This is a genomic window from Syntrophothermus lipocalidus DSM 12680 (assembly GCF_000092405.1).
GTDB lineage: Bacteria > Bacillota > Syntrophomonadia > Syntrophomonadales > Syntrophothermaceae > Syntrophothermus > Syntrophothermus lipocalidus.
On the sequence record NC_014220.1, the window covers coordinates 1,098,596 to 1,124,678 of the forward strand.

The window sequence follows — 26,083 nt, forward strand, 5'->3', positions numbered from 1 at the left end:
CTCTCATTTCTTTTTCTTCGCTGCTTCTTGCTGCAGGTCTTTAACCAGAGCGTCTACGTCAACCCCGTGCATTTGAGCACCCTGCTCAACCGTCTCGTAGAGAGCTCCCATTCAACCGAAACAATGTACGCCGTGTTTTAAGAAGATCTTGTCTGCACCGGGTACCTCTTTTAAGACGTCTTTGATTATAGTATTTTTGTCGACCATACTTGTCACCTCGCGTATTGTTGTTACAAACTAATTATAGCAAAAGCAAGAAAACGGTGCCAGGGGCTTGGCCCCTGGCAGGGAGCGAAGGCTAATACGGTTTGGGAGCCGGCTGCGGAGCTACTGTCCTTTCAGCGCGTTCGATGGCCAACTTGACCAGGTTACCGCAGTTGCGGGCGGTCACTTCTCCCCAGCCTTGGGTGGCTACAATCTGGTCTACTCCCAGTTCTTTGGCCAGCTCGTATTTCAGCTGCTCGGACATTATTCCGCGGTTTCGTGCCATCTAAACCCCCCTTTCATCAACCTCCGCCCCTGAATATATTGTCGTTAAGAAATCTAGCATTTAAACAAGATAATTTTATCTGCCCTTTATGTGTTTCCCAAAAGAAAGAATTTTGTGTAAGATAAATAGAGGCTATAAATCTTCTTGAGTTTAGGAGTGTTGATGATGCGTTACGAAGGCAGTATTTACCGCCCACCCAGTGAGGCGCGTAGCTATATACTTCAGTGTACTGTAGGGTGTTCCCACAACGGCTGTACTTTTTGCGGTATGTATAAAGACAAGAAGTACAGGGTGAGGTCGCTGGAGGAAATAAAGGCCGACATCCGGATGGCCAAGCTTTACTATGGCGACTTGCAGAAGGTGTTTTTGGCGGACGGAGACGCCCTGGCTATGCAAACAGACGAACTGCTGGAGATACTCAACTACCTTTATCGGCTTTTTCCCAGCCTGTATCATGTCGGCATATATGCTGGTCCGCAGAGTATCCTGCAAAAAACAGAAGAAGAGCTGCAAATGCTGAAACAGGCTGGCTTGACCATTGCTTACCTGGGCATCGAAACCGGAGACGAACGTCTCTTAAAAGAGATCAACAAGGGAGTAACTTACGAGGAAATGGTGGAAGCCGGGCAGAAGATAGTCAGGTCAGGGATAAAGCTGTCCGCGACTGTGCTACTAGGCCTGGCCGGTCCAGGAGAGCGTTCCGCGGAACACGCAGCCGCGACAGCCCGCATTTGTAACGAGATCAATCCGGATTTTCTGGCTGCCCTTACCCTCATGGTGGTCCCGGGAACAGTGCTGCACCGGCGGGTGCAGCAGGGTAAGTTCAAGTTACTGGATCCCTTCGAGATTTTGGAGGAGATGAGGATTCTCATTGAGGGGTTGGAGGTAGACGGGTGCGAGTTCAGGAGCAATCACGCATCCAACTACCTGCCGATAAAAGGTACTTTGCGGCGGGATAAGGAATCGATATTGGGGCTTCTGGACAGTATTCTTCAGAAGCAGGATGAACGCTTCCTGAGGCCGGAGTATATGAGAGGATTGTAGGGATAAAGGGGGCTATTATGAGGGTCAAGATAGTAACTGATAACTGCTGCGATCTGCCGGTCGAGCTCATCGACCGGTATGGTATCAAGATGGTGCATATGCTGGTAAGCTTTGGCGACCGAACTTTCCAGCCGGGGGAATTGTCCACAAATTCCTTTTACGAAATGATGGCCTCTTCTCATGTATTACCGACTACCTCACAGCCGACCATGGAGGAGATGAGATCCGTTTACGAAGAGTGCCTGGCCGATGGGTCGGAGGTAATAGCTATTCATTTGTCATCAGGGATGACAGGGACGGTGCAGGCTGCTGAGATGGTCAGAGATACGCTACCTGGTCGAGAACGGTTAACCGTCATCGATTCCTTGAAGGCCTCGGCTGGCGAAGGGTTGCTGGTTCTTGAGGCGGCGCGGATGGCGGAATCTGGTAGGGCGAGGAATGAAATCGTCGACGAAATCCTCAAACTGCGCGCTAAGCTTAGGTGTGTTTTTACTATAAACACCCTCGAGTATTTAGTAAAGGGAGGAAGGCTCTCGCGGGCTAAGGGCTTGGTCGGCAGCATGTTAGATATAAAGCCGATTTTGTGGGTAAACCCTCAGGGTTACATCGAACCTATCGACAAGGTGAGAGGCAGAAAAAGCGCGATCCGCCGACTGGTGCGCATGGTCGAGGAAATGGGAAGGGATTTACAAGGGCAGACCGTAGGCATCAGCCATGCAATGTGTCCGGAGGATGCGGCCCGTTTTCGTGACGTTTTTGTGAACGAATTCAAGGCGGGCGAAGTGATAATGGGAGAGATCGGGCCGGTTGTTGGTTCTCACGTAGGGCCAGGTACGCTCGCAATCTTCTTCTACGGGGAAGAGCTAGGTAATAACAATCACAGATAACGGTTTATTTGCTGCAGAAAAGGCGGCCACGGGGGTATTTTAATACTCTTTGGCGGTGATACCGCCTAGGGTTATGAAGGTCTGGGGGGACACTGATTGAGACTGTTTGGCAGAAAGGACGAGCACCTGTTTCGATTGTTCCAGGAGACGGCCCGGTATGTGGTGAGGGGAGGGGAGATACTAAGATCCGTAGTGTACGATTACACCGGGCTCGATGCTAAGTTGGCTGAACTATCGTGCTTAGAACACGAAGCCGACCGCATCATTCAGGAACTGATAGTAAAACTCAACACCAGCTTCATGCTTCCGTTTGATCGTGAGGATGCTTTTCAGCTGGTGCAGAAACTAGGGTCAACTTTAGATTTCATCTCCGGGATAGTCGACCGCATGATTTTGTACAAGGCAGCACCACCTAACGACACGGTGAGGGAAATGGTGAATCTCCTGTGCCAAGCGCTGGTTGAGCAAGAGAAGGCTTTTGCTATGTTAGACGACATCAGCAAACATAAGGAAGACATATTAAAGTGCTGTTCTAACATCACGACTTTTGAGCGGTGCGAGGACTCCATGTACAGGAATGCGATGGCTTATCTTTTCGAACACGAACGAGATCCCGTACAGGTGATAAAGTATAAAGAAGTGTACGAACACGTCGAGACCGCCATGGATTACTGCCACGATGTGGGCGAGCTCATTACCAACATATGCATAAAATACTCGTAGAACGGGCGGGAAAAAGCTACCTTGCAATGAAGGTACAGGAGTGATACGGGCTGATAAGGTTGGTTCTGTCGAATACGCCTGTGCTTTCCCTGGGAATTCGTGTAGCCGTCGTGAGTTGTTTACGGTTAGAGGTTACATTATAATACAGGGGACAACCAGACTAGATCACGGTATAGGGGCTGTAAAGTGAGGACTAAAGAAGACATAAGAAAAAAATACAGTATATTAACTTATGGCTGCCAGATGAACGAGCGCGATACCGAAACCATCGCCGGGCTTCTGGAAAAGAGCGGTTATGTGGAGGCGGCCAGTCCGGAAGAAGCGAATTTGATTATTTTTAACACCTGTAGCGTGAGAACCTCGGCGGAAAACAAGGTTTACGGGAAACTGGGAGAAATCAAACGACTCAAGAAGGCGAGGCCAGATCTCTTGGTTGGATTCGGCGGGTGCATGGCCCAAATGGAAGAGGTCAGAAAAAAGCTGGGCGAGGGAGGGGTAGTGGATATCATCTTCGGGACCCACAACCTGCACGAACTCCCGAGACTGGTAGAAAAGGCCGAAGCCGGCGTGGAGAGGCCAGTTATCGATGTCTGGCCCGAGGCGGGGGACATCGTTGAGGGACTCCCGGCCCGACGTACCGGCGGGGTCAGCGCCTTTGTCAACATTATGTTCGGGTGTAACAACTTTTGTTCATATTGCATAGTTCCGTTTACCCGGGGAAGGGAAAGGAGCAGAAAGCCGTCTGATATTATCGATGAGGTTAAGGATCTGGTCCAACAGGGAGTGAAGGAGGTTACCCTCCTGGGGCAGAATGTCAACTCTTACGGTAAGGGACTGGAGCCTGAAACCGACTTTGCTTCCTTGCTCGAGTTGGTCAATGAGATACCAGGGCTAGAGCGGATTCGTTTTACCACCTCGCATCCCCGCGATGTCTCGGAACGTCTGCTCAGTACTATAGCCTCCTGCAGAAAGGTTTGTGAACACATCCATGCCCCTTTACAGGCAGGCAGCAACCGGATACTGAAGGCTATGAACCGCGGGTATACGCGGGAGTATTACTTGGATCTGGTGCACAAGATGCGGGAAATAGTCCCTGGGGTGGCGGTGACCACCGATCTCATCGTGGGATTTCCGGGAGAATCAGACCGTGATTTTGAAGATACCATCGATATGGTCAAGAGAATTAGGTTCGATGCGGCGTTTACTTTCATGTATTCGCCCCGTTCGGGTACCAAAGCGGCTCGACTTTCGGATCAGGTTCCATTGGAGGTTAAGAAAGAAAGGCTGTTGCAGCTTAATGAAATTCAGTATAACATAGCTCTCGAGGCAAACCGGCGATTCGAAGGCAAAGATGTCGAAGTTTTAGTGGAAGGCCCCAGCAAGACTAATCCCCGCAAGCTGACCGGAAGGACTCGGACCAACCGTATCGTCGTGTTTGAAGGAAAGCCGGATCTGGCTGGCCGATTGGTCATGGTGAGGGTGCGCGAGGCCAAGACCTTTACCCTTTTGGGGGAAGCGGTCGAAGGCTAGGATAGCAGTGTTGTAAGTGTAAAATAATGAAGGGAGGACTCGTTTTGAATCAGGATCAGATTATCAGGATGGCATGGGAACTGGGGAACTCGATCGCCGGGTGCCGGGAATGGCGGGAAGTAATGAGAACTCGGGATAATGTTAGGCAGGATCCGGAGGCCTGGGACTTGTTACTTGAGTATCAGGAAATAAGGGGGATGATTCTGGAGAAAGAAAAAAGAGGTGAGAACCTCACGGAGCTCGATGACCTTCAACTGAAGTCCACGGAAGAGGGTTTAAAGAGTAACACTTTGATATTACAGATGATAGAAGCTCAAGAGAAGTTCGACAATTTAATGAGGGCCGTTTATTTTACGCTTAACCAGGGAATTTCCGGGCAAACAGGGTGTGGTGGAGGATGCAGTTCCTGCGGCGGTGGTTGCGAGTAAAAACAAGGGGTTATGGAAAGGCTTAGGTATCTTCCTAAGTCTTTCTTTATAAACCAGGCCGGTTTTAAGCCTCGTCGCCTGCTGCTTATGTCCGGAACCGATAAAAACGCAACCTGGAAAGAGTAATGATAGTGCGGAAGAAAGAAAAGCCTTGCCCTGATGGGGAGGTACAGACATGACAAAACTCACGCCGATGATGGAGCAGTACCGGGCTATCAAGGAACAGTACCCGGACTGCATTCTGTTTTTCCGACTGGGCGACTTTTACGAAATGTTTTTCGAAGACGCGGAAATAGCCGCGCAGATACTGGAGATAGTATTGACTGCCAGAGACGGAGGTTCTGGTGTCAAGGTTCCCATGTGCGGGGTTCCCTTCCACGCCGCGGATACCTATATAAGCAGGCTCATCGCCAAGGGTTACCGCGTGGCCATATGCGAACAGGTCGAAGACCCGGCTTTAACCAAAGGCCTGGTCAAGCGGGAAGTGGTACGGGTCATAACGCCGGGGACGGTAGTTGATGTTTCCATGCTGGAGGCAGGAGAAAACAACTACCTGGTTGCCTTGGCGGAGAACGAGTCGGCTATCGGCTTGGCCGTCATCGATGTGTCCACCGGTGATTTTCAGGCAACCGAAGTCAGTGGTCCCGAGGCTTCTTCGCTGGTATTAAGCGAGCTTTACCGGCTCCGCCCCGCCGAGTGTTTGATCCCAGCTTGGACCCAGCGGGAGTCAATACTCTACGAGTTCACGGAAAAGTTTCAGAATTCGGTTGTTACCGAGATGGACCCGACGTACTACCAGTATGCTTGGGCTGAAGCGAAACTCAGGGAATTTTTTGAGGTCGAAGACCTAGTCGAGTTAGGGTTAGAGTCATGCCCGGCAGCGGTGATCGCGGCGGCGGTTATCGTCGCTTTCCTTGAATCGACCTGCCGGGCTCAGTTGAAGCACCTCAGCCGGATCAGGACGTACCAACCCCGTGAGTATTTGGGGTTGGACGTGAACACCCGCCGCAATTTGGAGCTTACGCGCAACTTGAAGGATGGTAAAAGAGAAGGATCGCTTTTGGCGGTGATCGACTGTTGCCGGACTGCCATGGGACGGAGGCTCCTGCAGAGATGGCTTGAGCAGCCGCTGGTTGACGTGAAGGCCATAAACGAACGCTTGGATGCTGTGGAAGAGATGTACAACTCGTTTTCGTTGCGGGAGAGGATAAGAGAAATTTTGGGAGACGTCCATGATATAGAAAGGCTGGCGGGAAGAATCGGAAGCGGCGTAGCTAGTCCCCGCGAGCTTTTGGCGTTGAAAAATTCATTGATAAATTTGCCCGCTTTTAAGGCTTTGTTACCGGAAGTACGAACTCATCTCTTGAAGAAGATTCTAGAGTTGGATACTCTGGAGGATGTTTACCGGCTATTAGATTCCGTTTTAGACGAGAACGCTCCGGCTTCTATTCGAGAAGGGGGCATCATTAAACCCGGTTGCAACCCGGAAGTGGACGAGCTAAGGAAGCTGGCTTTTGAAGGAAAAGAATGGCTTTTGGAATATGAACAGGGCGAAAGGGAACGAACCGGAATAAAGTCATTGAAGTTAGGGTTCAACCGCGTATTCGGTTACTTTATAGAAGTAACCAAGCCCAATGTTCACCTGGTTCCGTCCCATTACGTGCGCAAGCAGACCCTGGTCAATGCCGAAAGGTATATTACGGACGACCTGAAAAACTATGAAGAAAAGGTCCTCAGCGCCAGGGAAAGGTTGGTTCTTCTGGAACAGGAGCTTTTTCAGGTTTTGCGCGAAGAAGTGGCCTGCCACGTTTCACGTTTGCAGGAGGTAGCAGGTGCACTTGCTAAACTCGATGTTATAGCATGCCTGGCTGAGACCGCTTTCCGTCACGACTACGTACGACCCTTGGTGGACGATTCGGATGTCATTTTTGTTAAGAATGGCCGGCACCCGGTGGTGGAAAGGTTTTTGGGAAGCGAGAGCTTCGTTCCCAACGATACCTATCTCGACGATAAGGAACGTCGGTTGGCTATCATTACCGGTCCCAACATGGGCGGCAAAAGCACCTATATGCGCCAAGTGGCACTTATTACCATCTTGGCGCAGGTAGGAAGCTTCGTACCGGCCACAGAAGCCCGTATAGGGGTTGTTGACCAGGTGTTTACGAGGGTCGGGGCCTCCGATGACCTCGTGGGCGGTCAGAGCACGTTTATGGTAGAAATGGTGGAGGTTGCCCATATCTTAAAAAACGCTACTCGAAAGAGTCTGGTTATTTTGGACGAGATCGGCAGGGGTACGAGCACGTTTGATGGAATGAGTATAGCGCAGGCAGTGTTGGAGCACATATGTAGCCATATAGGAGCCAAAACCCTTTTTGCAACTCATTACCACGAGCTGACCGGATTGGATGAAGTATTGCCCGGCGTTTTCAACCTGTCGGTTTCCGTTAAAGAAAGCGCAGGGGCCGTGATTTTCTTGAAAAAAGTAATCCCGGGCAGGGCGGATAAAAGTTATGGTATCCAGGTTGCGGGGTTGGCCGGCCTGCCAGTTGGGGTCATACAGAGGGCAGGAGAGATACTGAGAAGTCTGGAGAGCAAAGGAGGCGTCGATAAAGTCGAAGCGATTAACGCGTCCAACGTTGTCCAGCTCGCTTTGTTTCAGGAAGAGCACCCGCTGGTGGAAGAACTTAAACAGCTAGAGCTGGATGACATGACACCGCTTGAGGCTCTGCAGTTGTTGTATCGGTGGCGCGAACAGCTGGTGGCGCCCAGCAAGAAGGGAAAGAGGAACAAGCGAGGAGGTGGTTGAAGTGCTAGTCGGTATCGATGTGGGCGGAACATTCACTGACGGGGTGCTTTTAGCAGAGGGGGAAGTCATCAATTCGGTAAAACAGCCTACGGACGAAGAAAACTTGAAGGAGAGCATCCTGGCCGTTCTCGACGAGTTAATCAAAGGCACCGACCCCACGCGTATCAAGCGGGTGGTTCTCAGCACAACCCTAGTTACTAACCTACTAGCGACTGGAAAAGGTGAAAGAACGGCTTTAGTACTGATTCCAGGCCCCGGGCTCAATCTGCAGCATTTGGACCTCGCACCCAACAGCTATACAGTGGAGGGAGCTGTCGACTTCCGGGGTCGAGTCATCAGTTCGATTAAAAGAACTCAAGTGGCTGAGGTTGGCAAAGACATCGCGGGGCACGGCATCAGAAAAGTGGCGGTAGTGGGAAAGTTTTCGCAGCGGAATAATTCGTTGGAGGCTGAGGCTCGAGAGATCTTGATGGAACAATATCCTCACTTCGAAGTGTTTTTGGGATCCGAGGTCTCGGGGCAGTTGAATTTCTTGCGCAGGGCGGTTACTACATACTACACGGCTATGACGAGGTCTACCTGGGATAGGTTTGCCAGGGAAATACAGGAGGCATTGGTCCAGCGCGGAATCGGCACTGGTTGCGATATCCTGAAAGCCGACGGCGGAACCATGCCGTTGGAGGTGTCAGTTAAGTATCCTTGCGAAACCGTATTTTCAGGGCCTGCTGCCAGTGCTATGGGAGCCTACGCGCTTACTATGGACAAGAGGACCTCGGTTGTTGTGGATATCGGTGGAACGACTTCCGACCTGGCTTTAATCCTCGAAGGGAAACCCCTGTATGCTTCCAAAGGAGCAGTTATAGACGGTAAATACACGCACGTCCGTGCATTTGCTGTTCGTTCCGTAGCGTTAGGGGGCGACAGCACCGTAAGATGGAATGGGTCTGAGGTAGTCATCGGCCCTGACCGGGAAGGGGTGGCAGCCTGTTTTGGCGGGCCGAGAGCTACGCCGACCGATGCCTTTAACTTGTTGGAAGGTGGGAAACTGGGAAGACTTGACTTGTCACAGGCCGCTCTGGAGCGAGTAGCAGGTGAAGCCCGGCTGCCTGTGGAAGAGCTGGCAAGACAGGTCGTAGAAAAGGTTGTAGAGCTTCTGGAAACTAATGTCAAAGACATGTTCAAGTCATGGGAGCAGGAGCCGGCTTACAGGGTATGGGAGATAGTAAACAGGCGTAAAGTGTCGCTCGATCGGGCTATCGGCATCGGAGCTGCGGCGGAAGCTTTTATCCCAACTCTGGCCCGTCGCCTCGGGTGTGAAGCTTTCATTCACCGTTACTCGCCAGTGGCCAACGCCCTGGGGGCGGGGGTAGCCAGGCCTACTCTCTCGATTGTGCTGCATGCTGATACCCAGAGACAGACCTACTCTTTAGATATTGGGGGAGTCAGCGGGACCATCGGTTCGCGGGTGCAGCTGGAAGATGTCAAGAAACTTGCCCGTGAGCACTTGGAGCAACTGGCCAATGATCGGGGAATCGGTCATTATGCTCGACAGTCGGAGTTTTTCTTGGAAGAGCAATTCAACGTCATCCGCGGCTGGTCCACGGTCGGTAAGCTGTTCGATGTGGGCATTCAGATAGCTCCCGGCGTTATCGACGAGTTCAAGGGGGTGAAATAATGAAAAGGTCGGAACCGCGTTTTTGGCAGAGCAGAGAAAAGGCAGGTAAACCGACTCAAACCGGCATCGTGTTTTTCCCCGCCTTTGACTGGGCTATTTCTCCGACTCACCCGGAAAGGGAGGAACGGTTACTCTATACTCGGGACCAGCTTTTTGAGGAGGGGATTATGGACCTTCCCCAGATAAGGGAATACCAACCCCGGCTGGCCGAGTTGAAGGACATTGCCAGGGTCCATTTCTGCGTGCCCAGCATTGAAGCCCAGATAACCGAGGCTCATCTGGTTGCGGCTGGGGGGGCTCTGGTGATTGCAGACGCACTCATGAACGGCGAGGTAAGGAACGGGTTTGCTTTGGTAAGACCCCCCGGACACCATTCGATGAGGGTTACTCACGGTAACCGCGGGTTCTGCAACATCAACAACGAGCCGATAATGATCGAGTACCTGCGCAAAAAATACGGTATCAAGAGAATCGCTATAGTGGACACAGATGTGCATCACGGGGATGGGACCCAGGATATATACTGGCATGACCCGGACGTGCTTTTCATTTCATTCCACCAGGACGGGAGAACTCTTTATCCAGGCAGCGGCTTTACCGATGAGATAGGAGGTCCTTTGGCCTTGGGTACTACCCTGAACGTCCCGCTGCCGCCCGGTACTACGGATACCGGTATTAACTTCGTTCTGGAGGAGTTGGTTCTACCGGTTTTGGAAAAGTTTCAGCCCGAACTGGTCGTCAACTCCGCGGGCCAGGATAACCATTATACCGATCCACTCGCTAATATGCGTTTTTCAGCCCGTGGCTATGCTGTATTGAATGAAAGGTTGGCTCCGGACATAGCGGTCTTAGAAGGAGGTTACTCGGTCGAGACTGCCCTCCCATACGTTAATTTAGGGATACTCATGGCTATGGCCGGTATCGACTACTCCAACCTGTACGAACCGGACTATCAGGCAGACAAGTTCAGGGAGTCTTCTGACCGGATGCGGGTACTAGAACGTATTGTCCGCGAGCTTACTACAGTTTTCGATAACCGGGAAGCTCTGGTGGCAGCCGCCCGGGAAAAGCATGACCAGTTTGCCCGCCGGTACCGCCGGATATTCTACGACACCGATTACATCCATGAAGAGCAGCAAGAAAACTTACGCATGTGCCCCGATTGTCCCGGGTATTGGACCATAGATTCTCAGGCTCTGCACCAGGTGGGAGAAAGGTATCAGGTCTATTGCATCAGTGTTCCGGTCCAGGGGTGTCCCCGTTGCCACAAGGACGCGGTTGAACTGTATGAAAAAATGATAGCCGCGCCTGACCGGCGGTTTGATTTTGTTTATCTTCAGGATCGGGTAGACGACGTTTACCGGCAATTCGATGTGACGAGAAAACAGGAGCGGGTTTTATAAATGCGAATTCACGTGTTGCCAGACAGCTTGGTGAACCTGATCGCGGCCGGAGAAGTGATTGAAAGGCCAGCATCTGTAGTTAAAGAGCTGGTGGAAAACGCTGTCGATGCCAGTGCTACCAGGATCGAAATCAGTGTCAAAGGCGGCGGCATAGACGAGATCGTGGTTCGTGATAACGGGCATGGCATGGAACAGGAAGAGTTGGCCTTGGCTTTTACCCGGCATGCCACGAGCAAGATTGCTAGCAAGCCGGACCTGTACAACATAAGAACCCTCGGGTTTCGCGGCGAAGCGCTCCCCAGCATAGCGGCGGTTGCCAAAGTGGAGGTATTGACGGCTAGCCGGGAAGGGGAAGGGAGCAGGATTAGTATAGCCGGGGGGCAAGTGGTGGACGTGAGTCCTTGGCCTTGCCCCGTGGGAACCCAGGTTAAGGTGTCGGACCTTTTCTTTAACACTCCGGCCCGCAGGAAGTTTCTGAAGTCGAAGGTAACTGAAGCCAACCACGTTTACGAAACGGTAACCAGACTCGCGTTATCTCGCCCAGAGATAAGTTTCAGTCTAGCCCATGAAAAACGGCAGGTGTTCAAAACCCCGGGCAATAATAGGTTGGAAGACACGGTAGCCGCGGTTTTGGGAATCGACTATCTGGAAAAGATGGTTAAAGTAGAGAAATTGGAGGGAGATATCGGGCTATGGGGACTCGTCTCGCGTCCCGACTTTACCCGGAGTAACAGGCGAGATCAAATTCTTATCGTCAATCAGCGGGTGGTGCGCAGCCCCCTCTTGTTCAGGGCTTTGGACGAAGCATACCGAGGTTTGCTGTTAGGGAAGGAGTTCCCGGCCGCTGTTTTGTTCATACAAGTTCCTCCAAATGCCGTAGATGTCAACGTCCACCCTCAGAAAGCCGAGGTCAAGTTCGCAGATGAGAAAGGGATTTTTGACCTGGTAAGGCAGGCAGTACGCCTCGCCTTGACACGTCACGATTTGCCGCGGGGTGAGTCGTGTTTTGGGTCAGGCCTGTCCGAATCTAAGGTGGCAGAACTGGGCAGCAGGTACGCCGCTCTAAGTACTAACCTTGTTCAGATGGAGCATCTTCTTCCCCCGACGGATGAGAGTGACGTTTTTAGTTTTGCGGACAAGACGCAGGTACTGCCAAGCGGTTACACTGTTTTAGGGCAGTGGCTGCGCACTTATGTTATCGTTTCGGCGGGCGAGGAATTGTGGCTGGTAGACCAGCATGCAGCTCACGAGCGGGTGCTGTACGATAGGATGAGAAAAGACCAAACCCCGGAAAATACCCAACCGTTGGTGATCCCCGTCAGTCTCAGTTTGCCAGCCTCTAAGATGGAGGTTTTGGAAAACAACCTGGAAACGCTTCGGGGATACGGTTTCAACCTCGATGTTTTGGGTTACAACAGTGTTGTCATCAGGTCAGTGCCCTCGTCGGTTTCGGGGCGGGAGGCAGAAGCGTTGGACAGGGTACTGGAGGTGTTGGTTGAAGGGCGAACCGAGGACGGGTCACTGGGGGAGAAGGTTTGGACCGCCCTGGCTTGTAAAGGGGCTATAAAGGCCGGGACGTGTCTGGCACCTGAAGAGATGAGTCGATTGCTCACGGACTGGCTGTCATGCGACGATTATCACCATTGCCCTCATGGTCGTCCGACTTTTACGGTTCTGACTGTGAAAGAAGTGGAAAAAAAGCTTAAACGGGTGTAAACCACTGTCCCTAAAACTAGCCACAGATGCGCACAGATTTTCCTTAATCAAAGATTTTCTAGGTTACCGCTAAAGAACCCGAAGTTTTCATTCTCTAGTGGTGACTTGCATCAAAGTCGTGAAGGTCTGCGTAAATCAGCGTCTAATAACCATCAGTGCTAATCAATGAAAATCTGTGTTAATCTGTGGCTCAGAGTAGTCATCAGGGGTGATTGAGGAGGGTTGAAAGAAAAGATAGTGGTAACCTTGACCCAGTCGGAGGCTTTTAGCGAGGGGCTAGACGAGTTCCTGGCGGCGACGGGCTGGGAGTACATTCCTCGGGGACGCAGGGGTCTAGACAAATTAAGAAAAGAGACCGGGGCTTTATGGGTGGTGGTGTGGAGCTCAGAAGGACCGGTATTATATGGGCCCCAAGGGCGCCTGTTCTTCCACCCCAGCATGGCTAAGAACAGGATTTCTCAGCATCGCAAGGGTCTCACCGTGGATGTAATGGAGCGAGTAGTCGGGGTGAGAGCGAATGACAAATTCCTGGATTGTACTTTGGGCTTGGGGGCAGACGCGATTGTCGCGTCTTATATAGCTGGTGAACAAGGGCAGGTCGTTGGATTGGAAAGCTCCAGGGTTCTGGCTTTTATTGTCAGTTTCGGCATGAGGTATTACCGGACGGATATGGTGTGGCTGCAGAATGCGATAAGGCGGGTCAGGGTGATTAACGCAGATCACCTGGAATTCCTCCGGCGCCAGCCCAGCCAAAGTTATGACATCGTGTATTTCGACCCCATGTTCAGGGTTCCAGTGAGTCAAAGCCAGCCGCTTTCACCGTTACGGTTATTTGCCGATCACCGCCCGCTTTCGGGTGAGGTATTGAACGAAGCGCTACGGGTAGCCAGGCGCCGAGTGGTGATGAAGGAGAGAAGGGACAGCGCGGAGTTTGCCCGCCTGGGGATAGAGCAAGTGGTGGGAGGGGAGTCGAGCCGAGTGGCCTATGGCATAATAGAAAAAGGAGGAAAAGTATGAAACTGGCAGCCATCGTTGGCCCTACGGCCGTGGGCAAGAGCGAGACTGCGGTGAAAGTAGCAGAAAGACTCGGAGGCGAGATATTGTCCTGTGATTCCATGCAGGTTTACCGGGGTATGGACATAGGTACTGCCAAGGCCTCGACTGAGCAGAGGACTCGGGTTGCTCATCACATGATCGATATAGTGGATCCTGACACACCTTATACTGTGGCCGACTACCAGCGTGCAGCCAAGAAGGTAATCCAGGACCTTAACAACCGCGGGAAACTTCCTATTCTCGTTGGGGGGACGGGGCTGTATTACCAGGCGGTAGTCGATGACTACGAATTCTCTCCTTTGTTGGCGGATCCGGATATCCGGCAGCAGCTAGAGAAGGAAGCTGACGAAAGTCTGGAAAGGCTTTATAATGAGCTGGAGAGTGTTGACCCAGCGTCGACCCGTATTATCAAACCAAACGACAGGAAAAGAATCATCAGGGCATTAGAGGTATACCGGTTGACCGGCAGGCCCTTTTCCCAATTTCAAACCCGAAACCAGGGGCTTTATCAGCTGGCGGTAGTTGGGCTTTGTGCTGCTAGGACCGAACTTTACCGGCGCATCGAAGCTCGGGTCGATGCCATGATCGAGTCGGGATTTGTAGAAGAAGTTAAGACGCTGTATGCCAAAGGATACGATTTGCCACTCAATTCTATGCAGGCTTTGGGATACAAACAGATACTACAATACCTTAAAGGAGGCATGAGTTTGGAGCAGGCGGTGGCTGAAATTAAGAAAGAGACTAGACGTTATGCCAAACGGCAGTTAACTTGGTTTCGTAAAGACAAACGAATATTTTGGTTAGATATTACAGAGTATAAGGAAGCAGAAGGATTAGTTCGAAAAATTTGTGAATATATTGGCAGGACTCTGGCCATCGCTGTAGAATAGTTGTAAAATGAATCAGCTAACAAACTGAAATGGGGGTCGTTGTAATGAGCAGAAACCAATTGAATCTACAGGATGCGTTTCTCAACCAGCTGAGGAAGGAGAGAATCCCGGTAACCATGTACTTGGTGAACGGGTTTCAGATAAAAGGAACGGTTAAAGGATTCGACAACTTTACGGTGATTATCGAACTCGAAGGAAGGCAACAGATGGTTTACAAGCACGCGATATCCACTATAGCACCGGTCAGGCAGATAAGTATTCTCAGTTCGGATGTGAATAAGAGCGACGATGAATAACCCGGGAAGCGCCCGGGTTTTTCAATTAACGGGTGTAACCGCTTTTGGCTGTTCTTCATATATAGGTATTACCCGACACCTACGGGTAATCCAGGGAAGGAAAGCGGTGACAGGGTGGAAATATCTCTGAGGTTTGCTCAGGACGAAAAAATCAGCGGGGCTCGCTCGGACCAGTTTCAAGTGTTCTTGCCGTCCTTATCTGTAGCTTGCCGCAGGGCTCTGGCAGAACTAGATAGTATGGTGGGGTTGGAAGAAGTCAAGAAACTGGTGCGGGAACTGATAGTGTTCACTGTGATTCAAAAGAAACGGTTAGAACAGAATTTAAAGGCGCAACCTATGGCTATGCATATGGTAATGAAAGGGAACCCCGGCACTGGCAAGACAACTGTGGCGAGGATTTTGGGAAAAATATACCGGGAACTGGGAACCCTGGCGAAAGGGCATCTGGTAGAGGTTGAGCGGGCTGATTTGGTGGGCGAATACATCGGACATACTGCTCAGAAAACCAGGGAGCAGATTAAAAGAGCGCAAGGAGGTATATTATTTATAGATGAGGCCTATACCTTGGCCCAAGGAGGTTCTAGGGATTTTGGCCGGGAGAGCATCGCTACCCTGGTCAAGGCAATGGAAGACCACCGGGACGAATTGGTGGTTATATTAGCGGGCTACCGGGATGAAATGGAGTTCTTTCTAAAGGCAAACCCAGGACTTTATTCTCGTTTTCCCATACAGGTGGAGTTCCCAGATTACAGTTCTGAAGAACTGTTCGAGATAGCTTTAAATATGTTTGCAGAGCGGGATTACCTCGTTTCTAGCCGGGCGCGATGGAAGCTGAAACATCTTTTAAGCCAGTTTCATTCGAGCGGAAGGGTTGTCAGCGGGAATGCCCGGTTTGTGCGCAATTTGGTAGAAAAGTCGATTAGATGGCAAGCTCTACGCTTGGCGGCCAGGCCGGTTGTCAGCAGGCAGGAACTGATGATGGTGGAAAGCGAAGATTTGCCTGACATGGTTTGAAGCGGGGGAAAGGGGCTATAGATGCCTGAAAAAGCGCTCTTGGTAGCGGTTGTTAGTACAAAGGAGAGGTCATCCGCAAGATGCGACCCGATAACCATCAGCCGCTTTAAGCCATACTTGGAAGGTGAGAATAATAGATGAGAGATGGTAAGCATGAACTGGTAATAGAGGCCGAGAAGAAAGTCAGGGAGGTCTTTGATAGGATAGAGGAAACCGCATTTGTTAACCAAGCTCGGGTACTGGAAGCTTTCCAGAGGGCGAGGGTGAGGGAACATCATTTTCATTCTTCTACAGGTTACGGTTACAACGATACGGGACGAGAAGTTCTCGAAAGCATATATGCCGCGGTTTTCGGAGGGGAAGGAGCCTTGGTTCGGTCTCAGATAATCTCTGGAACCCACGCCTTATCCCTGTGTCTCTTTGCTCTTCTTAGGCCGGGGGACGAATTGGTTTCGGCTTGTGGCAGGCCATACGATACCCTGGTTAGAGTTATCGGGGCGAAAGGGCAGACTCGTTTCAGCCTCGTCGAAAGAGGTATAAACTATCGTGAAGTTGCTCTTACCCCTGAAGGAAAGATTGATGTAGAGGCGCTGGGCAAGGCGTTGACCTCTAAGACCAGGGTGGTACTTATTCAACGGTCCCGTGGTTACAGCTGGCGCCCGGCCCTGAGCACCGAGGACATCCGGCGGACGGTTCGAGCGGTGAAAGACGTTGCCCCTCATGCCGTGTGTCTGGTGGACAACTGTTACGGTGAGTTTACCGACCCCTTGGAACCGTCGCACGTTGGAGCGGATCTCACTGTCGGGTCCCTCATAAAAAACCCGGGAGGAGGGTTGGCTCCTGGCGGAGGATACGTAGTAGGGAGAGAAGAGTTGATAGAGCAGGTGGCAGCGCAGCTTACGGCTCCAGGGTTAGGAAAGGAAGTGGGCCCCAGCATGTGGGACAAGCGTCTGGTTTATCAAGGTTTGTTTATAGCCCCGCACGTGGTGGGTGAAGCCTTAAAAGGGGCGGTTTTAGCGGCGTACATAATGGAGGCACTTGGATACGAGGTTTCGCCCCGTTGGGACGAGCCTCGGGGCGACATTGTCCAGGCCATTAAGCTGGATTCACCTGAAAAGGTCAGGGCGTTCTGCCAGGCTGTGCAGGCTAGTTCCCCGGTGGACAGCGATGTAAGGCTGGAGTACAGTGTTATGCCGGCATATGAAGACGAGATTGTAATGGCAGCCGGGACGTTTGTACAGGGTTCGTCTATAGAGCTATCATGCGATGGCCCACGCCGGTCTCCTTTCGTAGCTTATTTGCAAGGGGGTCTGACCTACCAGCACGTGCGGTATGCTCTTTTGCGTATTATGTCTGTTATGTGAGATGTGAAAGGTGGTTGTATCAGTGAATGTAGTGGTATTGATAATCGCTATTCTGCTTATGTTAATCGGGTTGGCAGGCACGTTCTTGCCGGTTTTGCCGGGAATACCGGTCGTATTTCTCGCCATTGCCGGTTACGGGTGGTACGAGGGCTTTAAGGTGGTTACGCCAAAATTCTTGGCGATAATGGCGGGGCTGACTGTTCTCAGTATTCTGGTCGATTATCTTGCAGGATTGCTGGGAGCCAAGTTTTTTGGATCGAGCCCGGCCGGTATCTGGGGTGCTTTTGTTGGCGGGATATTAGGGCTGGTGTTGGGCGGACCGGTAGGATTAGTCTTAGGGCCGTGGATTGGAGCCTTCGTCGGGGAATATGTGAAATTGCGGGATGTCAACAAGGCCTGGCGGGTAGGCGTAGGTACTGTTGTCGGTATCTTCACCGGGGTAGCAGCCAAGGTAGTGATAGGGTTAGTGATGATAATATGGTTTCTTATTGTCGTTTTTTAATTGAGTATACATCGTATCTGTGTTAGTCTATCTTAGTAAATTATGCTGGAAGGTGAGATTAGTGACAAAAGATGATGTGATACGACTGGCTGAAGAGAATAACGTTGGGTTTATCCGCCTGCAGTTTACCGACATAATGGGCGTTCCTAAGAACGTTTCCATAACCCGGGAGCAGTTGGGAAAAGCTTTGGACGGAGAACTGATGTTCGACGGGTCATCTATCGAAGGCTTTGCCCGGATTGAGGAATCGGATATGTATCTCAAGCCTGATCCCAATACGTTTATGATATTCCCTTGGACTTTAGGGGAGGAGATGTCAATCGGGCGTCTTATATGCGATGTTTACAACCCAGACAATACCCCGTTTGTTGGCTGCCCCCGGTACGCACTCAAGCGCGCTTTAAACAGAGCTGCGGAGCACGGTTTTTCTATGAATGTCGGTCCAGAAGCGGAGTTCTTTTTGTTTCTAAAAGACGAGGAAGGAAAGCCTACCTTGAAGACGCATGACCGGGCCGGATATTTTGACCTGGCACCTGTAGACCTGGGGGAGAATGCCCGCCGCGAGATGGTGCTGACTTTGCAGAAAATGGGATTCGAAGTTGAAGCCTCTCATCACGAGGTTGCCCCTGGCCAGCACGAAATAGATTTCAAGTATGACGAAGCTTTAAATACTGCGGATAAAATTGTAACGTTCCGTTCGGTAGTGAGAATAATAGCCCAGAAACACGGGTTGCATGCGACCTTTATGCCTAAACCGATATACGGTATTGCCGGTTCAGGAATGCACCTACACATTTCGCTTTTCAAAGAGGGACAAAACGCGTTTTATAATCCGAATACCCCGGACCAGTTGAGCCAAACCGCTCTTCATTTTATAGCGGGCATTCTCCACCACGCTAAGGCTTTGACTGCCATAACGAACCCTACGGTCAACTCATACAAGCGCTTGGTACCTGGGTACGAGGCGCCGGTTTATATCGCCTGGTCCTACCGCAACCGGAGCCCGCTGGTCAGGATCCCGGCTCGCCGGGGAATAGGGACCAGGATGGAACTACGTAACCCGGATCCTTCCTGTAATCCTTACTTGGCTTTGGCTGTTATTCTTCGGGCCGGGTTGGATGGGATCGAAAAACGGATGGACCCACCGGAAACGGTGAACCAGAATATCTACGAAATGGACCTGGAGGCTCGGGAAAAAGCAGGAATTGAAAGCTTGCCGGGTACTTTGAGAGAAGCCTTAATAGAACTGAGCAACGACGAGGTAATCCAGGATGCTCTGGGGCCTCACATCTTCAGCCGGTTCATGTACGCGAAGCGTGTGGAATGGGAAGATTACCGGGGTCGCGTGCACGAATGGGAGATAGAGGAGTATCTTGCAAAGTTCTAATCCCTTCAGTCAAATTAGGGACGGGCCCCAATTTGCGTGATTTGCGCAAAATGAGAACCGTCCCTAATTTTCGTCAATTTGGGTTAGAATTTCCTGATTAGGCCAATGACTTTTCCTATGACTTCGACTTGACCAGTTACGATAATAGGTTGCATGTGGCTGTTCTCGGGGCGTAACTCGATGTACCCGTCTCGTTTGAAAAAACGTTTGACCGTTGCTTCATCCTCAATCATAGCCACGACGATTTCCCCGTTTTCTGCCCGGGGTTGGGACTTCACAATCAAAATATCCCCTTCCAGAATCCCAGCTTCTACCATACTGTCGCCTTGAACTGTGAGAAGAAAATGCTCCCCCGATCCAAGAAGATCTAAGGGCAAGGGCAGAGATCCGTCCAGATTTTGGGCAGCCAGAATGGGCGTACCGGCAGCAACCTTACCTACTATCGGCACTTCCACTATCTGCGGGTCAGAGAGGGCAGAGCCCGAGTCAAGTACCTCGATAGCTCGTGGTTTTGCTGGGTCTTTCCTTAAATAGCCTTTTTCCTCCAATTGGCAGAGATAGGCGTGGACCGTAGAGCTGGACTTCAATCCTACTGCCTTGCCAATCTCTCGTACCGAGGGAGGGTAGCCTTTGCGGCGTACTTCTTCTTTTATAAAACTGAGTATCGTTTGCTCCCGTTCGTTGAGATCGGTCGTAACGTCGGTTCTGTCCATGGGTATACCCCCTTGCCCAGTTTTCAAAATTATACCACAGGCTACCAGCAGAAACAAGTGTTCGTCCGTGTGATGCTCATTGCCAGTAGAGTTTTTCTATGGCTGTCAAGAAGTGAAGCTTGGCCTGAGGGTGATGATTGTCTAACACCGCTAGCCATTTCTGTATGAGAGCTCGTTTAGTTTGGCCAGCGGCAGGGCAGGGATTGGACTCAACCGGCAGGTTAAGTTTTTTACAAAGCCTGATTATCAGGTTTTCTGGTACATAAACCAGGGGACGAACCAGGGTAAGACCGGTGCGATCCAAGAAACTCGAGGGTTTGAAACAGCGGGCCTGTCCTTCATAAGCCATAGACATAAAGAAGGTTACTACAGCATCGTCCAAATGGTGGGCTAAGGCAACCTTGTTACAGTTTTCGGCCAAGGCTACGCGGTGCAGCGCGCCCTTGCGAAGGTTTGAACACAGGGAACAGGGGCTATTTTCTTTACGTTCTTCAAACACTATTCTGCCTATGTTAGTCGGTTCCACGATTAAAGGTACATTTAGTTCACGGCAGTGTTGTTCCAGCCCACTGTGGTCCGAACCAAACCCCAGGTCAACGGTGATGGCAATGATGTCAAATTGAAGGGGAGTGTAACGCCGGAGTTGTATCAGGGCATGGAGGAGCGCGAGACTGTCTTTGCCTCCAGATAAACCCAGGGCTACGCGGTCTCCGTTACCAATCATCTGATACTTTAAATTCGCACGTTTAACCTTGTGGAATAATTCTCTTTCTAGACGTGCCATAGATAGCCAGTTCAACTCCCACCGGATTCCCCAAAACCCACGCTGAAAGGCGCTGGCTTTTAAGGCAGAGCCTGGGCCAGGAGCTCGACCGGATGTACGACTTTGCCATTAACCCGGCTTCGCCTGAACCCGTAAGCGAGCTGCATGGAGCAACTCGGGCAGCAAGTGGCTACTGTGTCGCAGCCGGTGTTTCTGATAGCGGACATTTTCTTATCTAGTATCTTCATGGACATGTCGTAGTGGGTCAAAGCAAAAGTGCCCGACCCGCCGCAACACCTGTCGGGTTCAGCCATTTCTACCAGTTCTACCCCTGGAACTAGCCTTAGTAATTCCCTTGGTTCTTTCCTGATATTCTGAGCTTTGGCCAGATGGCAGGGATCATGATAGGTGAGACGGTGCTCAGATCGCTTGACTAGGTTGCCGGGTCCGATATCGAGAACGTTAACCAGAAAAGCGGTGAGGTCTACTACCTTACCCGCAGTCAAGGCCAGGTTCGCATCGATTTCTTCCTGCCCCAGCACAAACCTTACGTTCTTGTCGGATAAAGCCGAAGAGCAGGAAGCACAGTCAGTGACTATATAATCGACTTTAGCTCTGCTCAAGAGTTCAAAGTTGTGAAGAAGCAAGGAACGGGCAGTACCGAGTTTCCCGTTGGCTATGTGGGGAAGACCGCAGCATTTGAGGTCCCTGGGGATGACTACCTCACAACCACTTTGGGTGAGGACTTTTACCGTAGCCAAGGCCACCTCCGGATGCAAAAGATTGGTAGCACAGCCCAGAAAGTAGGCTACTCTCAGCTTCTTCTTCCCTTGAGCCGGTATGGTCTCGTGCAGCTGGTCGCGGGCCGAGCGGAAAGGGACCCGGTCCAGTATCTGTTCGGCTTTCGGAAGATCGCCGGGTAGAACCTTGGTTAGGTGCAAGGCTCGGGCCAGCTTCATCAGACCAGTGACGTTTGCACTCCACATAAAAGCCGTGGAGGCCCGAAGAAGCTTTGGGCTGGTCCACAGCGTGTCAAACACAAGTCTTTTACCGGGATTGCTTTGGTTTTCGGTGATGAATGACCTGGCAGCGGCATTGAGTTCGTGTATGTCTATGCCAGATGGACAAAAAGTTGAACAGGTTTCGCATAACAAACATTTACTGAGGTGTTCATAGACTTTTGAATCCGGTTTGACTACCCCGTCTCTCAACATCTGTACCATAAAAACATGACCTCTAGGAGCCACGGTCTCGTTTTTGACTTCGGCGAAGACAGGGCACACCGTCCTGCACCTGCCGCAACGTACACATTTTCTTATTTGTTCTTTTACTGGAGGTAGCTCCTTAAATTTCACTGTAACTCCTCCTGCCCTCGGTTATATAAACGGCTAAATAATCTCAGATAAGCTTGCCTGGGTTCATTATGCCTTTCGGGTCCACGGCGTTCTTAATGAGGCGCATGACCTTCAGAGCTTCCCCGTGTTCCAACTCAGCATACTGTCTGCGTACCGCTCCCACCCCGTGTTCCCCGGTAGTGGAGCCTTCTAGCTCAATGGCCAAAAGGTGTATCTCGTGAACCAATTGATTGGCCTTTTCCGCTTCGGCCGGGTTTTCCGGGTCGATTACCGGTGCGGTGTGGACGTTACCGTCTCCGATGTGACCGTAGTTGACTACCGGTATCCCGTATTTTTCGCCGAGTGAACGAATGGCACGCAGAGCTTCTGCTACTCTCGACAGCGGCACGCTTATATCTTCGCCCGCAAAGACCCGGCTGCCATCAGGACGAACCCTGGCCGCCGCGGTCGCCGTTACACTTCGACCTTCCCACAGGCTGGCCATTCGCTGGGGATCGGTAGCCCATTCCACTTTGGTAGCGCGCCTTTTGGCGATTTCTACTATGTTGGTCCCTTCCCATTCAACGCTGGGCGCATTCCCATCAACTTCGAACAAAAGTATGGCTTCTGCATCCTCAGGTAAACCGATCTCGGGTTTAAACTGGTTTACAGCTTTTATCGCTGACTTATCAAGTATTTCAATACCTGAAGGCAGTATGCCAGCCTGATAGACTTCCAAGACCGTAGCCGGGGCATCGTCGAGCTTGGAGAAAACGGCCATAGCGATGCCACGGGCCTTGGGCTTGGGCCAGCAACGAAGGCGAATCTTGGTAATAATACCCAGAACGCCTTCCGACCCGACCATGAGTTTGGTTAGGTTCAGTCCGGACACGTTTTTTATAGCTTTGGATCTGATGCCGCCTGTCGTTATCACTTCACCGTTCGGCAACACTACTTCTAGACCGAGTACGTACTGTTCGGTACACCCGTATTTAACGGCACGCAGGCCACTGGCGTTGTTGGCTACCATTCCGCCGATGGTGCACATCAGGCTGCTGCCAGGGTCGGGCGGGAAGAACAGGTTAAACTTAGCCAGGTGGTTATTCAGGTCCGCATGTATGACCCCGGGCCGCACGACCACCTGCATGTTGGAAACGTCAACCTCTACAATCTCGTCCCAGGTGGAAAGATCAATGACTATACCACCGTTAAACGCTACCGCGCCGCCGGTTTCTCCTGTGCCTGCGCCTCTAGGTGTCACCGGTATGTTGTTTTCATAAGCAAAGCGGACGATTCTCTGCACCTGTTCGGTGGCGCGAGGCAGTACCACGATATCCGGGTACACCCTTTCTAGTTTGGTAAGGAAAGAGCTGTCATACGAGTAGTACATCAGATCCAGGTCGTCTGCCAATACTTGCTCAGGCTGGAGAATCTTTAACATTTCCTGCTTGAGGACGCGTTTGTCCATCGGTTCATCTCCTTTACCCAATTTGCTGACCTCGTTCGTTTGTTCGGAAAGGAGCGTATAGGTCTTGACTACGATATTATAGCACAAACAGCGCAAACGAGGTTGGAAATTAACCTTTGTGAGGCCCAAACCGCCTGTTATATAATTAGGTATAGTTGCCACGGCGTGTGTATTGGAGGGGATTGGTGGTATGTTAGTAAGACTGGCTTATGGGAAAACGCATCAAGAAGTGGAAATTCCCGATGACCGGGTAAAAGCGATTCTGCGCGGGCAGGACCCCGAACCGGCGGTAGACGGCCTGGAAATGGTGAGGAGCTGCCTGAAGAAGCCAATCGGGTCGGAGAGATTGAGAGATATGGTGCGAAAACGCCGTCCCCGTAGTGTAGTCGTTATAGTAAACGACATTACCCGACCTACTCCTTACCGGGAGATGTTACCACCTCTGCTGGAAGAAATAGAAGAAGGTGGAGCAGACCGTGGGGCCATAACTCTAGTCGTGGCCACGGGGATTCACAGGGGTCATACCCATGAGGATAACCTTTACGTCTTCGGAAGGGAGATTTGTGATAGTTACCGTATAGTAAACCACGATTGTGACAAGCATCTGGTCAGCCTAGGGTACCTTGCGAACGGGTGGGAGCTTGAGGTAAACCGGGAAGTAGCCGAAGCCGACCTCTTGATTGCTACCGGGCTGGTTGGCCTGCATTATTTCGCCGGGTATTCGGGGGGAAGAAAGTCTGTTCTGCCCGGTGTAGCAAGCCGTAGCCTGATAAGCCGCAGTCATGCCATGATGACCGATCCCAGGGCTTGTTTGGGTAACTATGAGGACAATCCGGTGCATCTGGTTATGACGGAAGCTGCAGATCGGGTCGGCGTGGACTTTATCTTGAACGTAGTAGCAACTCCCGACAAACGCATCGAGTTGGCAGTAGCGGGTGATATGGAAAAGGCCTGGTTAGAGGCGGTTAGGTTCTGTGAAGCCGCGCGTATGGTAGAGCTCGATGAGCCAGCCGAAATCGTCATCGCCGGCTGCGGAGGGTATCCTAAGGACATAAACCTTTATCAGGCCCAAAAAGCACTGGACGCGGCGGCACCAGCAGTTAAGGACGGGGGCACGGTTATCTTGGTTGCCGAATGCACGGAAGGTCTGGGGGAAGCGGTTTTTGAAGGCTGGTTAGATGAAGCGTCTTCACCCGCAGATGTTATGGAACGGTTTAGTCGGGAGTTCGAGTTAGGGGGACACAAGGCTTTCGCGATCTGCCGGCTCTTGGAACGGATGCGGGTTATATTGGTGAGCCGGATGCCAGCTTGGAAAGCAGAAAAAGCTTTTCTTATTCCTGCTGGCAGTCTGGAGGAAGCCTGGCATTTAGCGATTGATGGACACCGAGGCGACTTTAAGACCATCATAATACCAGAAGCTGCCAATTTGGGCATAAAGATCAAAAGAAGAGAACAGGCCTAAGCCTGAACTCTAGTGATGTTCAGCCAGTCGGTCATAGATGCCCAGAGATGGGCACTGATATGTGCAATAAACCAGGAAAGCCCCAAAGGGATTTCATTTTTGCTTGTCTGTGGTGCTGACACCCAAAGGTTTCGTGAGGGTCTGTGCAAATTTGGGGCTGCGTATAATGTACAAATTTCAGCCCGTTGTTTATTTCTAGTGCGAGGCCGTTTCAGGAGGATGTATTGATTTATGTATGAGGATATCAAGCAAGTGATTCCCGAAGCCTACGTTCGGTGGGATGAGCCGATGAAGAACCATACCAGTTTCCGGATTGGGGGCCCGGCAGACTGTATGGTCTTTCCATCCAGTGTTGAGCAGGTTAATCAGGTTATATCGTGGTGTCGGAATCGTGACGTGCCATTCTTGGTCATTGGTAGCGGGACTAACATCCTGGTTCGCGATAAAGGGATCAGGGGGGTTGTTATCAAGCTGGCAGAGCGTCTTTCTGGCCTGGCAGTGGAAGGACAGAGCATCTATGCCGAGGCTGGGGTGCTGCTCTCACACGTATCGCAACTGGCGGCTGAGAAGGGGCTCAGCGGGCTCGAGTTTGCGGAGGGCATACCGGGGTCGGTGGGAGGGGCCGTCTATATGAACGCCGGGGCATATGATGGAGAAATGAAGAACGTCATATACGAGGTAACGGCCCTAGACAGCGAAGGCAACCTTGCCGTTTTGACATCAGGTGAGTGCGACTTCGATTACCGAAAGAGTATCTTTCAGCGTAACGGTTACGTGATTCTGGCTGCTCGTATGTTGTTGAAACCCGGCGATACCCGGGAGATAACAGCCAAGATGAACGAATTTGCCGAGCGCAGGCGGCAAAAACAACCATTGGAATTTCCCAGTGCTGGAAGTGTCTTTAGGCGCCCTGAGGGCTACTTTGTTGGTCCTCTTATCGAAGAACTAGGATTGAAAGGCTACCACATCGGGGGCGCTGAGATCTCCACCAAACACGCCGGTTTCATAATCAACACCGGAGGCGCTACCGCTGAAGATGTGTTGGCTTTGATCGAACTGGTGCAGGCGAGGGTGAGGGAAAGTACGGGTCTAAACCTGGAACCGGAGATCCGGATAGTGGGAGAAGCCTAAA

The 26,083-nt window shown here is 51.4% G+C and carries 24 protein-coding genes; 18 read left to right on the forward strand and 6 right to left on the reverse strand.

Annotated features, from left to right (window positions below):
* Positions 1–3: 3 nt before the first annotated feature.
* Together SLIP_RS12345 and SLIP_RS05270 are read right to left on the reverse strand one after the other, a co-directional pair.
* Positions 4–207 carry a DUF1858 domain-containing protein gene (locus SLIP_RS12345; RefSeq protein WP_013175246.1) on the reverse strand — a complete coding sequence of 68 codons (204 nt, stop codon included), beginning with the start codon at positions 205–207 and terminating at the stop codon, positions 4–6.
* A gap of 91 nt (positions 208–298) precedes the next feature.
* Positions 299–490 carry a small, acid-soluble spore protein, alpha/beta type gene (locus SLIP_RS05270; RefSeq protein ID WP_013175247.1) on the reverse strand — a complete coding sequence of 64 codons (192 nt, stop codon included), beginning with the start codon at positions 488–490 and terminating at the stop codon, positions 299–301.
* A gap of 165 nt (positions 491–655) precedes the next feature.
* Here SLIP_RS05270 and SLIP_RS05275 point away from each other — a divergent pair, with 165 nt between their 5' ends.
* The 16 genes from SLIP_RS05275 (at position 656) to glnA (ending at position 19,211) form a co-directional block, all read left to right on the forward strand.
* A complete protein-coding gene (locus tag SLIP_RS05275; protein WP_041432763.1) occupies positions 656–1,534 on the forward strand; it encodes a radical SAM protein in 879 nt (292 codons plus the stop codon).
* Positions 1,535–1,551: 17 nt separating this feature from the next.
* Positions 1,552–2,421 (forward strand): DegV family protein, encoded by an 870-nt coding sequence (locus SLIP_RS05280; protein ID WP_013175249.1) that lies wholly within the window; start codon positions 1,552–1,554, stop codon positions 2,419–2,421.
* Between the two features lie 96 nt (positions 2,422–2,517).
* On the forward strand, positions 2,518–3,144 hold the full coding sequence (locus SLIP_RS05285) for a DUF47 domain-containing protein (RefSeq protein ID WP_013175250.1): 627 nt from the start codon (positions 2,518–2,520) through the stop codon (positions 3,142–3,144).
* A 186-nt stretch (positions 3,145–3,330) separates the two neighbouring features.
* The gene (gene miaB, locus SLIP_RS05290) at positions 3,331–4,674 is read left to right on the forward strand and encodes a tRNA (N6-isopentenyl adenosine(37)-C2)-methylthiotransferase MiaB (protein ID WP_013175251.1); all 1,344 of its coding nucleotides are present in this window, start codon (positions 3,331–3,333) and stop codon (positions 4,672–4,674) included.
* Positions 4,675–4,718: 44 nt separating this feature from the next.
* Positions 4,719–5,102 carry a YlbF/YmcA family competence regulator gene (locus tag SLIP_RS05295; protein WP_013175252.1) on the forward strand — a complete coding sequence of 128 codons (384 nt, stop codon included), beginning with the start codon at positions 4,719–4,721 and terminating at the stop codon, positions 5,100–5,102.
* 175 nt (positions 5,103–5,277) lie between these two features.
* Entirely contained in the window at positions 5,278–7,908 is a 2,631-nt protein-coding gene (gene mutS, locus SLIP_RS05300) for a DNA mismatch repair protein MutS (protein WP_013175253.1), read from the forward strand.
* Position 7,909: 1 nt separating this feature from the next.
* Positions 7,910–9,583 (forward strand): hydantoinase/oxoprolinase family protein, encoded by a 1,674-nt coding sequence (locus tag SLIP_RS05305; RefSeq protein WP_013175254.1) that lies wholly within the window; start codon positions 7,910–7,912, stop codon positions 9,581–9,583.
* The gene (locus tag SLIP_RS05310; protein ID WP_013175255.1) at positions 9,583–10,986 is read left to right on the forward strand and encodes a histone deacetylase family protein; all 1,404 of its coding nucleotides are present in this window, start codon (positions 9,583–9,585) and stop codon (positions 10,984–10,986) included. The genes SLIP_RS05305 and SLIP_RS05310 overlap by 1 nt, the downstream gene beginning before the upstream one ends.
* Positions 10,987–12,702 (forward strand): DNA mismatch repair endonuclease MutL, encoded by a 1,716-nt coding sequence (gene mutL, locus SLIP_RS05315; RefSeq protein ID WP_013175256.1) that lies wholly within the window; start codon positions 10,987–10,989, stop codon positions 12,700–12,702.
* Between the two features lie 222 nt (positions 12,703–12,924).
* Positions 12,925–13,719 (forward strand): class I SAM-dependent methyltransferase, encoded by a 795-nt coding sequence (locus SLIP_RS05320; protein WP_013175257.1) that lies wholly within the window; start codon positions 12,925–12,927, stop codon positions 13,717–13,719.
* Complete coding sequence (miaA, locus tag SLIP_RS05325; RefSeq protein ID WP_013175258.1) at positions 13,716–14,648, forward strand: tRNA (adenosine(37)-N6)-dimethylallyltransferase MiaA; 933 nt, start codon at positions 13,716–13,718, stop codon at positions 14,646–14,648. Before SLIP_RS05320 ends, miaA begins: the two co-directional genes overlap by 4 nt.
* A gap of 44 nt (positions 14,649–14,692) precedes the next feature.
* The gene (gene hfq / locus SLIP_RS05330; protein WP_013175259.1) at positions 14,693–14,944 is read left to right on the forward strand and encodes an RNA chaperone Hfq; all 252 of its coding nucleotides are present in this window, start codon (positions 14,693–14,695) and stop codon (positions 14,942–14,944) included.
* Positions 14,945–15,058: 114 nt separating this feature from the next.
* On the forward strand, positions 15,059–15,958 hold the full coding sequence (locus tag SLIP_RS05335; protein ID WP_013175260.1) for an AAA family ATPase: 900 nt from the start codon (positions 15,059–15,061) through the stop codon (positions 15,956–15,958).
* 137 nt (positions 15,959–16,095) lie between these two features.
* On the forward strand, positions 16,096–17,322 hold the full coding sequence (locus SLIP_RS05340; protein WP_013175261.1) for a methionine gamma-lyase family protein: 1,227 nt from the start codon (positions 16,096–16,098) through the stop codon (positions 17,320–17,322).
* Between the two features lie 22 nt (positions 17,323–17,344).
* Positions 17,345–17,824 (forward strand): DUF456 domain-containing protein, encoded by a 480-nt coding sequence (locus SLIP_RS05345; RefSeq protein WP_013175262.1) that lies wholly within the window; start codon positions 17,345–17,347, stop codon positions 17,822–17,824.
* Positions 17,825–17,876: 52 nt separating this feature from the next.
* Positions 17,877–19,211 (forward strand): type I glutamate--ammonia ligase, encoded by a 1,335-nt coding sequence (glnA, locus tag SLIP_RS05350; protein WP_041432765.1) that lies wholly within the window; start codon positions 17,877–17,879, stop codon positions 19,209–19,211.
* Between the two features lie 83 nt (positions 19,212–19,294).
* Here the strand turns inward: glnA and lexA are convergent, their stop codons facing one another.
* The 4 genes from lexA to SLIP_RS05370 all read right to left on the reverse strand — a co-directional run bounded on the left by lexA (position 19,295) and on the right by SLIP_RS05370 (position 23,489).
* Entirely contained in the window at positions 19,295–19,924 is a 630-nt protein-coding gene (gene lexA / locus SLIP_RS05355; RefSeq protein WP_013175264.1) for a transcriptional repressor LexA, read from the reverse strand.
* Between the two features lie 76 nt (positions 19,925–20,000).
* Entirely contained in the window at positions 20,001–20,723 is a 723-nt protein-coding gene (locus tag SLIP_RS05360) for a tRNA 2-thiocytidine biosynthesis TtcA family protein (protein ID WP_242649124.1), read from the reverse strand.
* 44 nt (positions 20,724–20,767) lie between these two features.
* Complete coding sequence (locus tag SLIP_RS05365) at positions 20,768–22,042, reverse strand: (Fe-S)-binding protein (RefSeq protein ID WP_013175266.1); 1,275 nt, start codon at positions 22,040–22,042, stop codon at positions 20,768–20,770.
* Between the two features lie 43 nt (positions 22,043–22,085).
* Positions 22,086–23,489, reverse strand: coding sequence for an FAD-binding oxidoreductase (locus tag SLIP_RS05370; protein ID WP_013175267.1), 1,404 nt, complete (start codon positions 23,487–23,489; stop codon positions 22,086–22,088).
* A gap of 190 nt (positions 23,490–23,679) precedes the next feature.
* Between SLIP_RS05370 and larAH6 the strand changes: the two genes are divergently transcribed.
* Positions 23,680–24,951: a nickel-dependent malate racemase, LarAH6 family gene (gene larAH6 / locus SLIP_RS05375; protein ID WP_013175268.1), complete on the forward strand. Its 1,272-nt coding sequence runs from the start codon at positions 23,680–23,682 to the stop codon at positions 24,949–24,951.
* A 231-nt stretch (positions 24,952–25,182) separates the two neighbouring features.
* Positions 25,183–26,082 (forward strand): UDP-N-acetylmuramate dehydrogenase, encoded by a 900-nt coding sequence (gene murB, locus SLIP_RS05380; protein ID WP_013175269.1) that lies wholly within the window; start codon positions 25,183–25,185, stop codon positions 26,080–26,082.
* Position 26,083 lies beyond the last annotated feature (1 nt).

What these genes read in the sequence shown, in the direction of transcription:
- SLIP_RS05270 (WP_013175247.1), bottom strand. Translation starts at nt 490, where the DNA reads ATGGCACGAAACCGCGGAATAATGTCCGAGCAGCTGAAATACGAGCTG.
- SLIP_RS05280 (WP_013175249.1), top strand. Translation starts at nt 1,552, where the DNA reads ATGAGGGTCAAGATAGTAACTGATAACTGCTGCGATCTGCCGGTCGAG.
- miaA (WP_013175258.1), top strand. Translation starts at nt 13,716, where the DNA reads ATGAAACTGGCAGCCATCGTTGGCCCTACGGCCGTGGGCAAGAGCGAG.
- SLIP_RS05370 (WP_013175267.1), bottom strand. Translation starts at nt 23,489, where the DNA reads ATGGACAAACGCGTCCTCAAGCAGGAAATGTTAAAGATTCTCCAGCCT.
- hfq (WP_013175259.1), top strand. Translation starts at nt 14,693, where the DNA reads ATGAGCAGAAACCAATTGAATCTACAGGATGCGTTTCTCAACCAGCTG.
- mutL (WP_013175256.1), top strand. Translation starts at nt 10,987, where the DNA reads ATGCGAATTCACGTGTTGCCAGACAGCTTGGTGAACCTGATCGCGGCC.
- SLIP_RS05340 (WP_013175261.1), top strand. Translation starts at nt 16,096, where the DNA reads ATGAGAGATGGTAAGCATGAACTGGTAATAGAGGCCGAGAAGAAAGTC.
- lexA (WP_013175264.1), bottom strand. Translation starts at nt 19,924, where the DNA reads ATGGACAGAACCGACGTTACGACCGATCTCAACGAACGGGAGCAAACG.
- mutS (WP_013175253.1), top strand. Translation starts at nt 5,278, where the DNA reads ATGACAAAACTCACGCCGATGATGGAGCAGTACCGGGCTATCAAGGAA.
- SLIP_RS05310 (WP_013175255.1), top strand. Translation starts at nt 9,583, where the DNA reads ATGAAAAGGTCGGAACCGCGTTTTTGGCAGAGCAGAGAAAAGGCAGGT.
- larAH6 (WP_013175268.1), top strand. Translation starts at nt 23,680, where the DNA reads ATGTTAGTAAGACTGGCTTATGGGAAAACGCATCAAGAAGTGGAAATT.
- murB (WP_013175269.1), top strand. Translation starts at nt 25,183, where the DNA reads ATGTATGAGGATATCAAGCAAGTGATTCCCGAAGCCTACGTTCGGTGG.
- SLIP_RS05275 (WP_041432763.1), top strand. Translation starts at nt 656, where the DNA reads ATGCGTTACGAAGGCAGTATTTACCGCCCACCCAGTGAGGCGCGTAGC.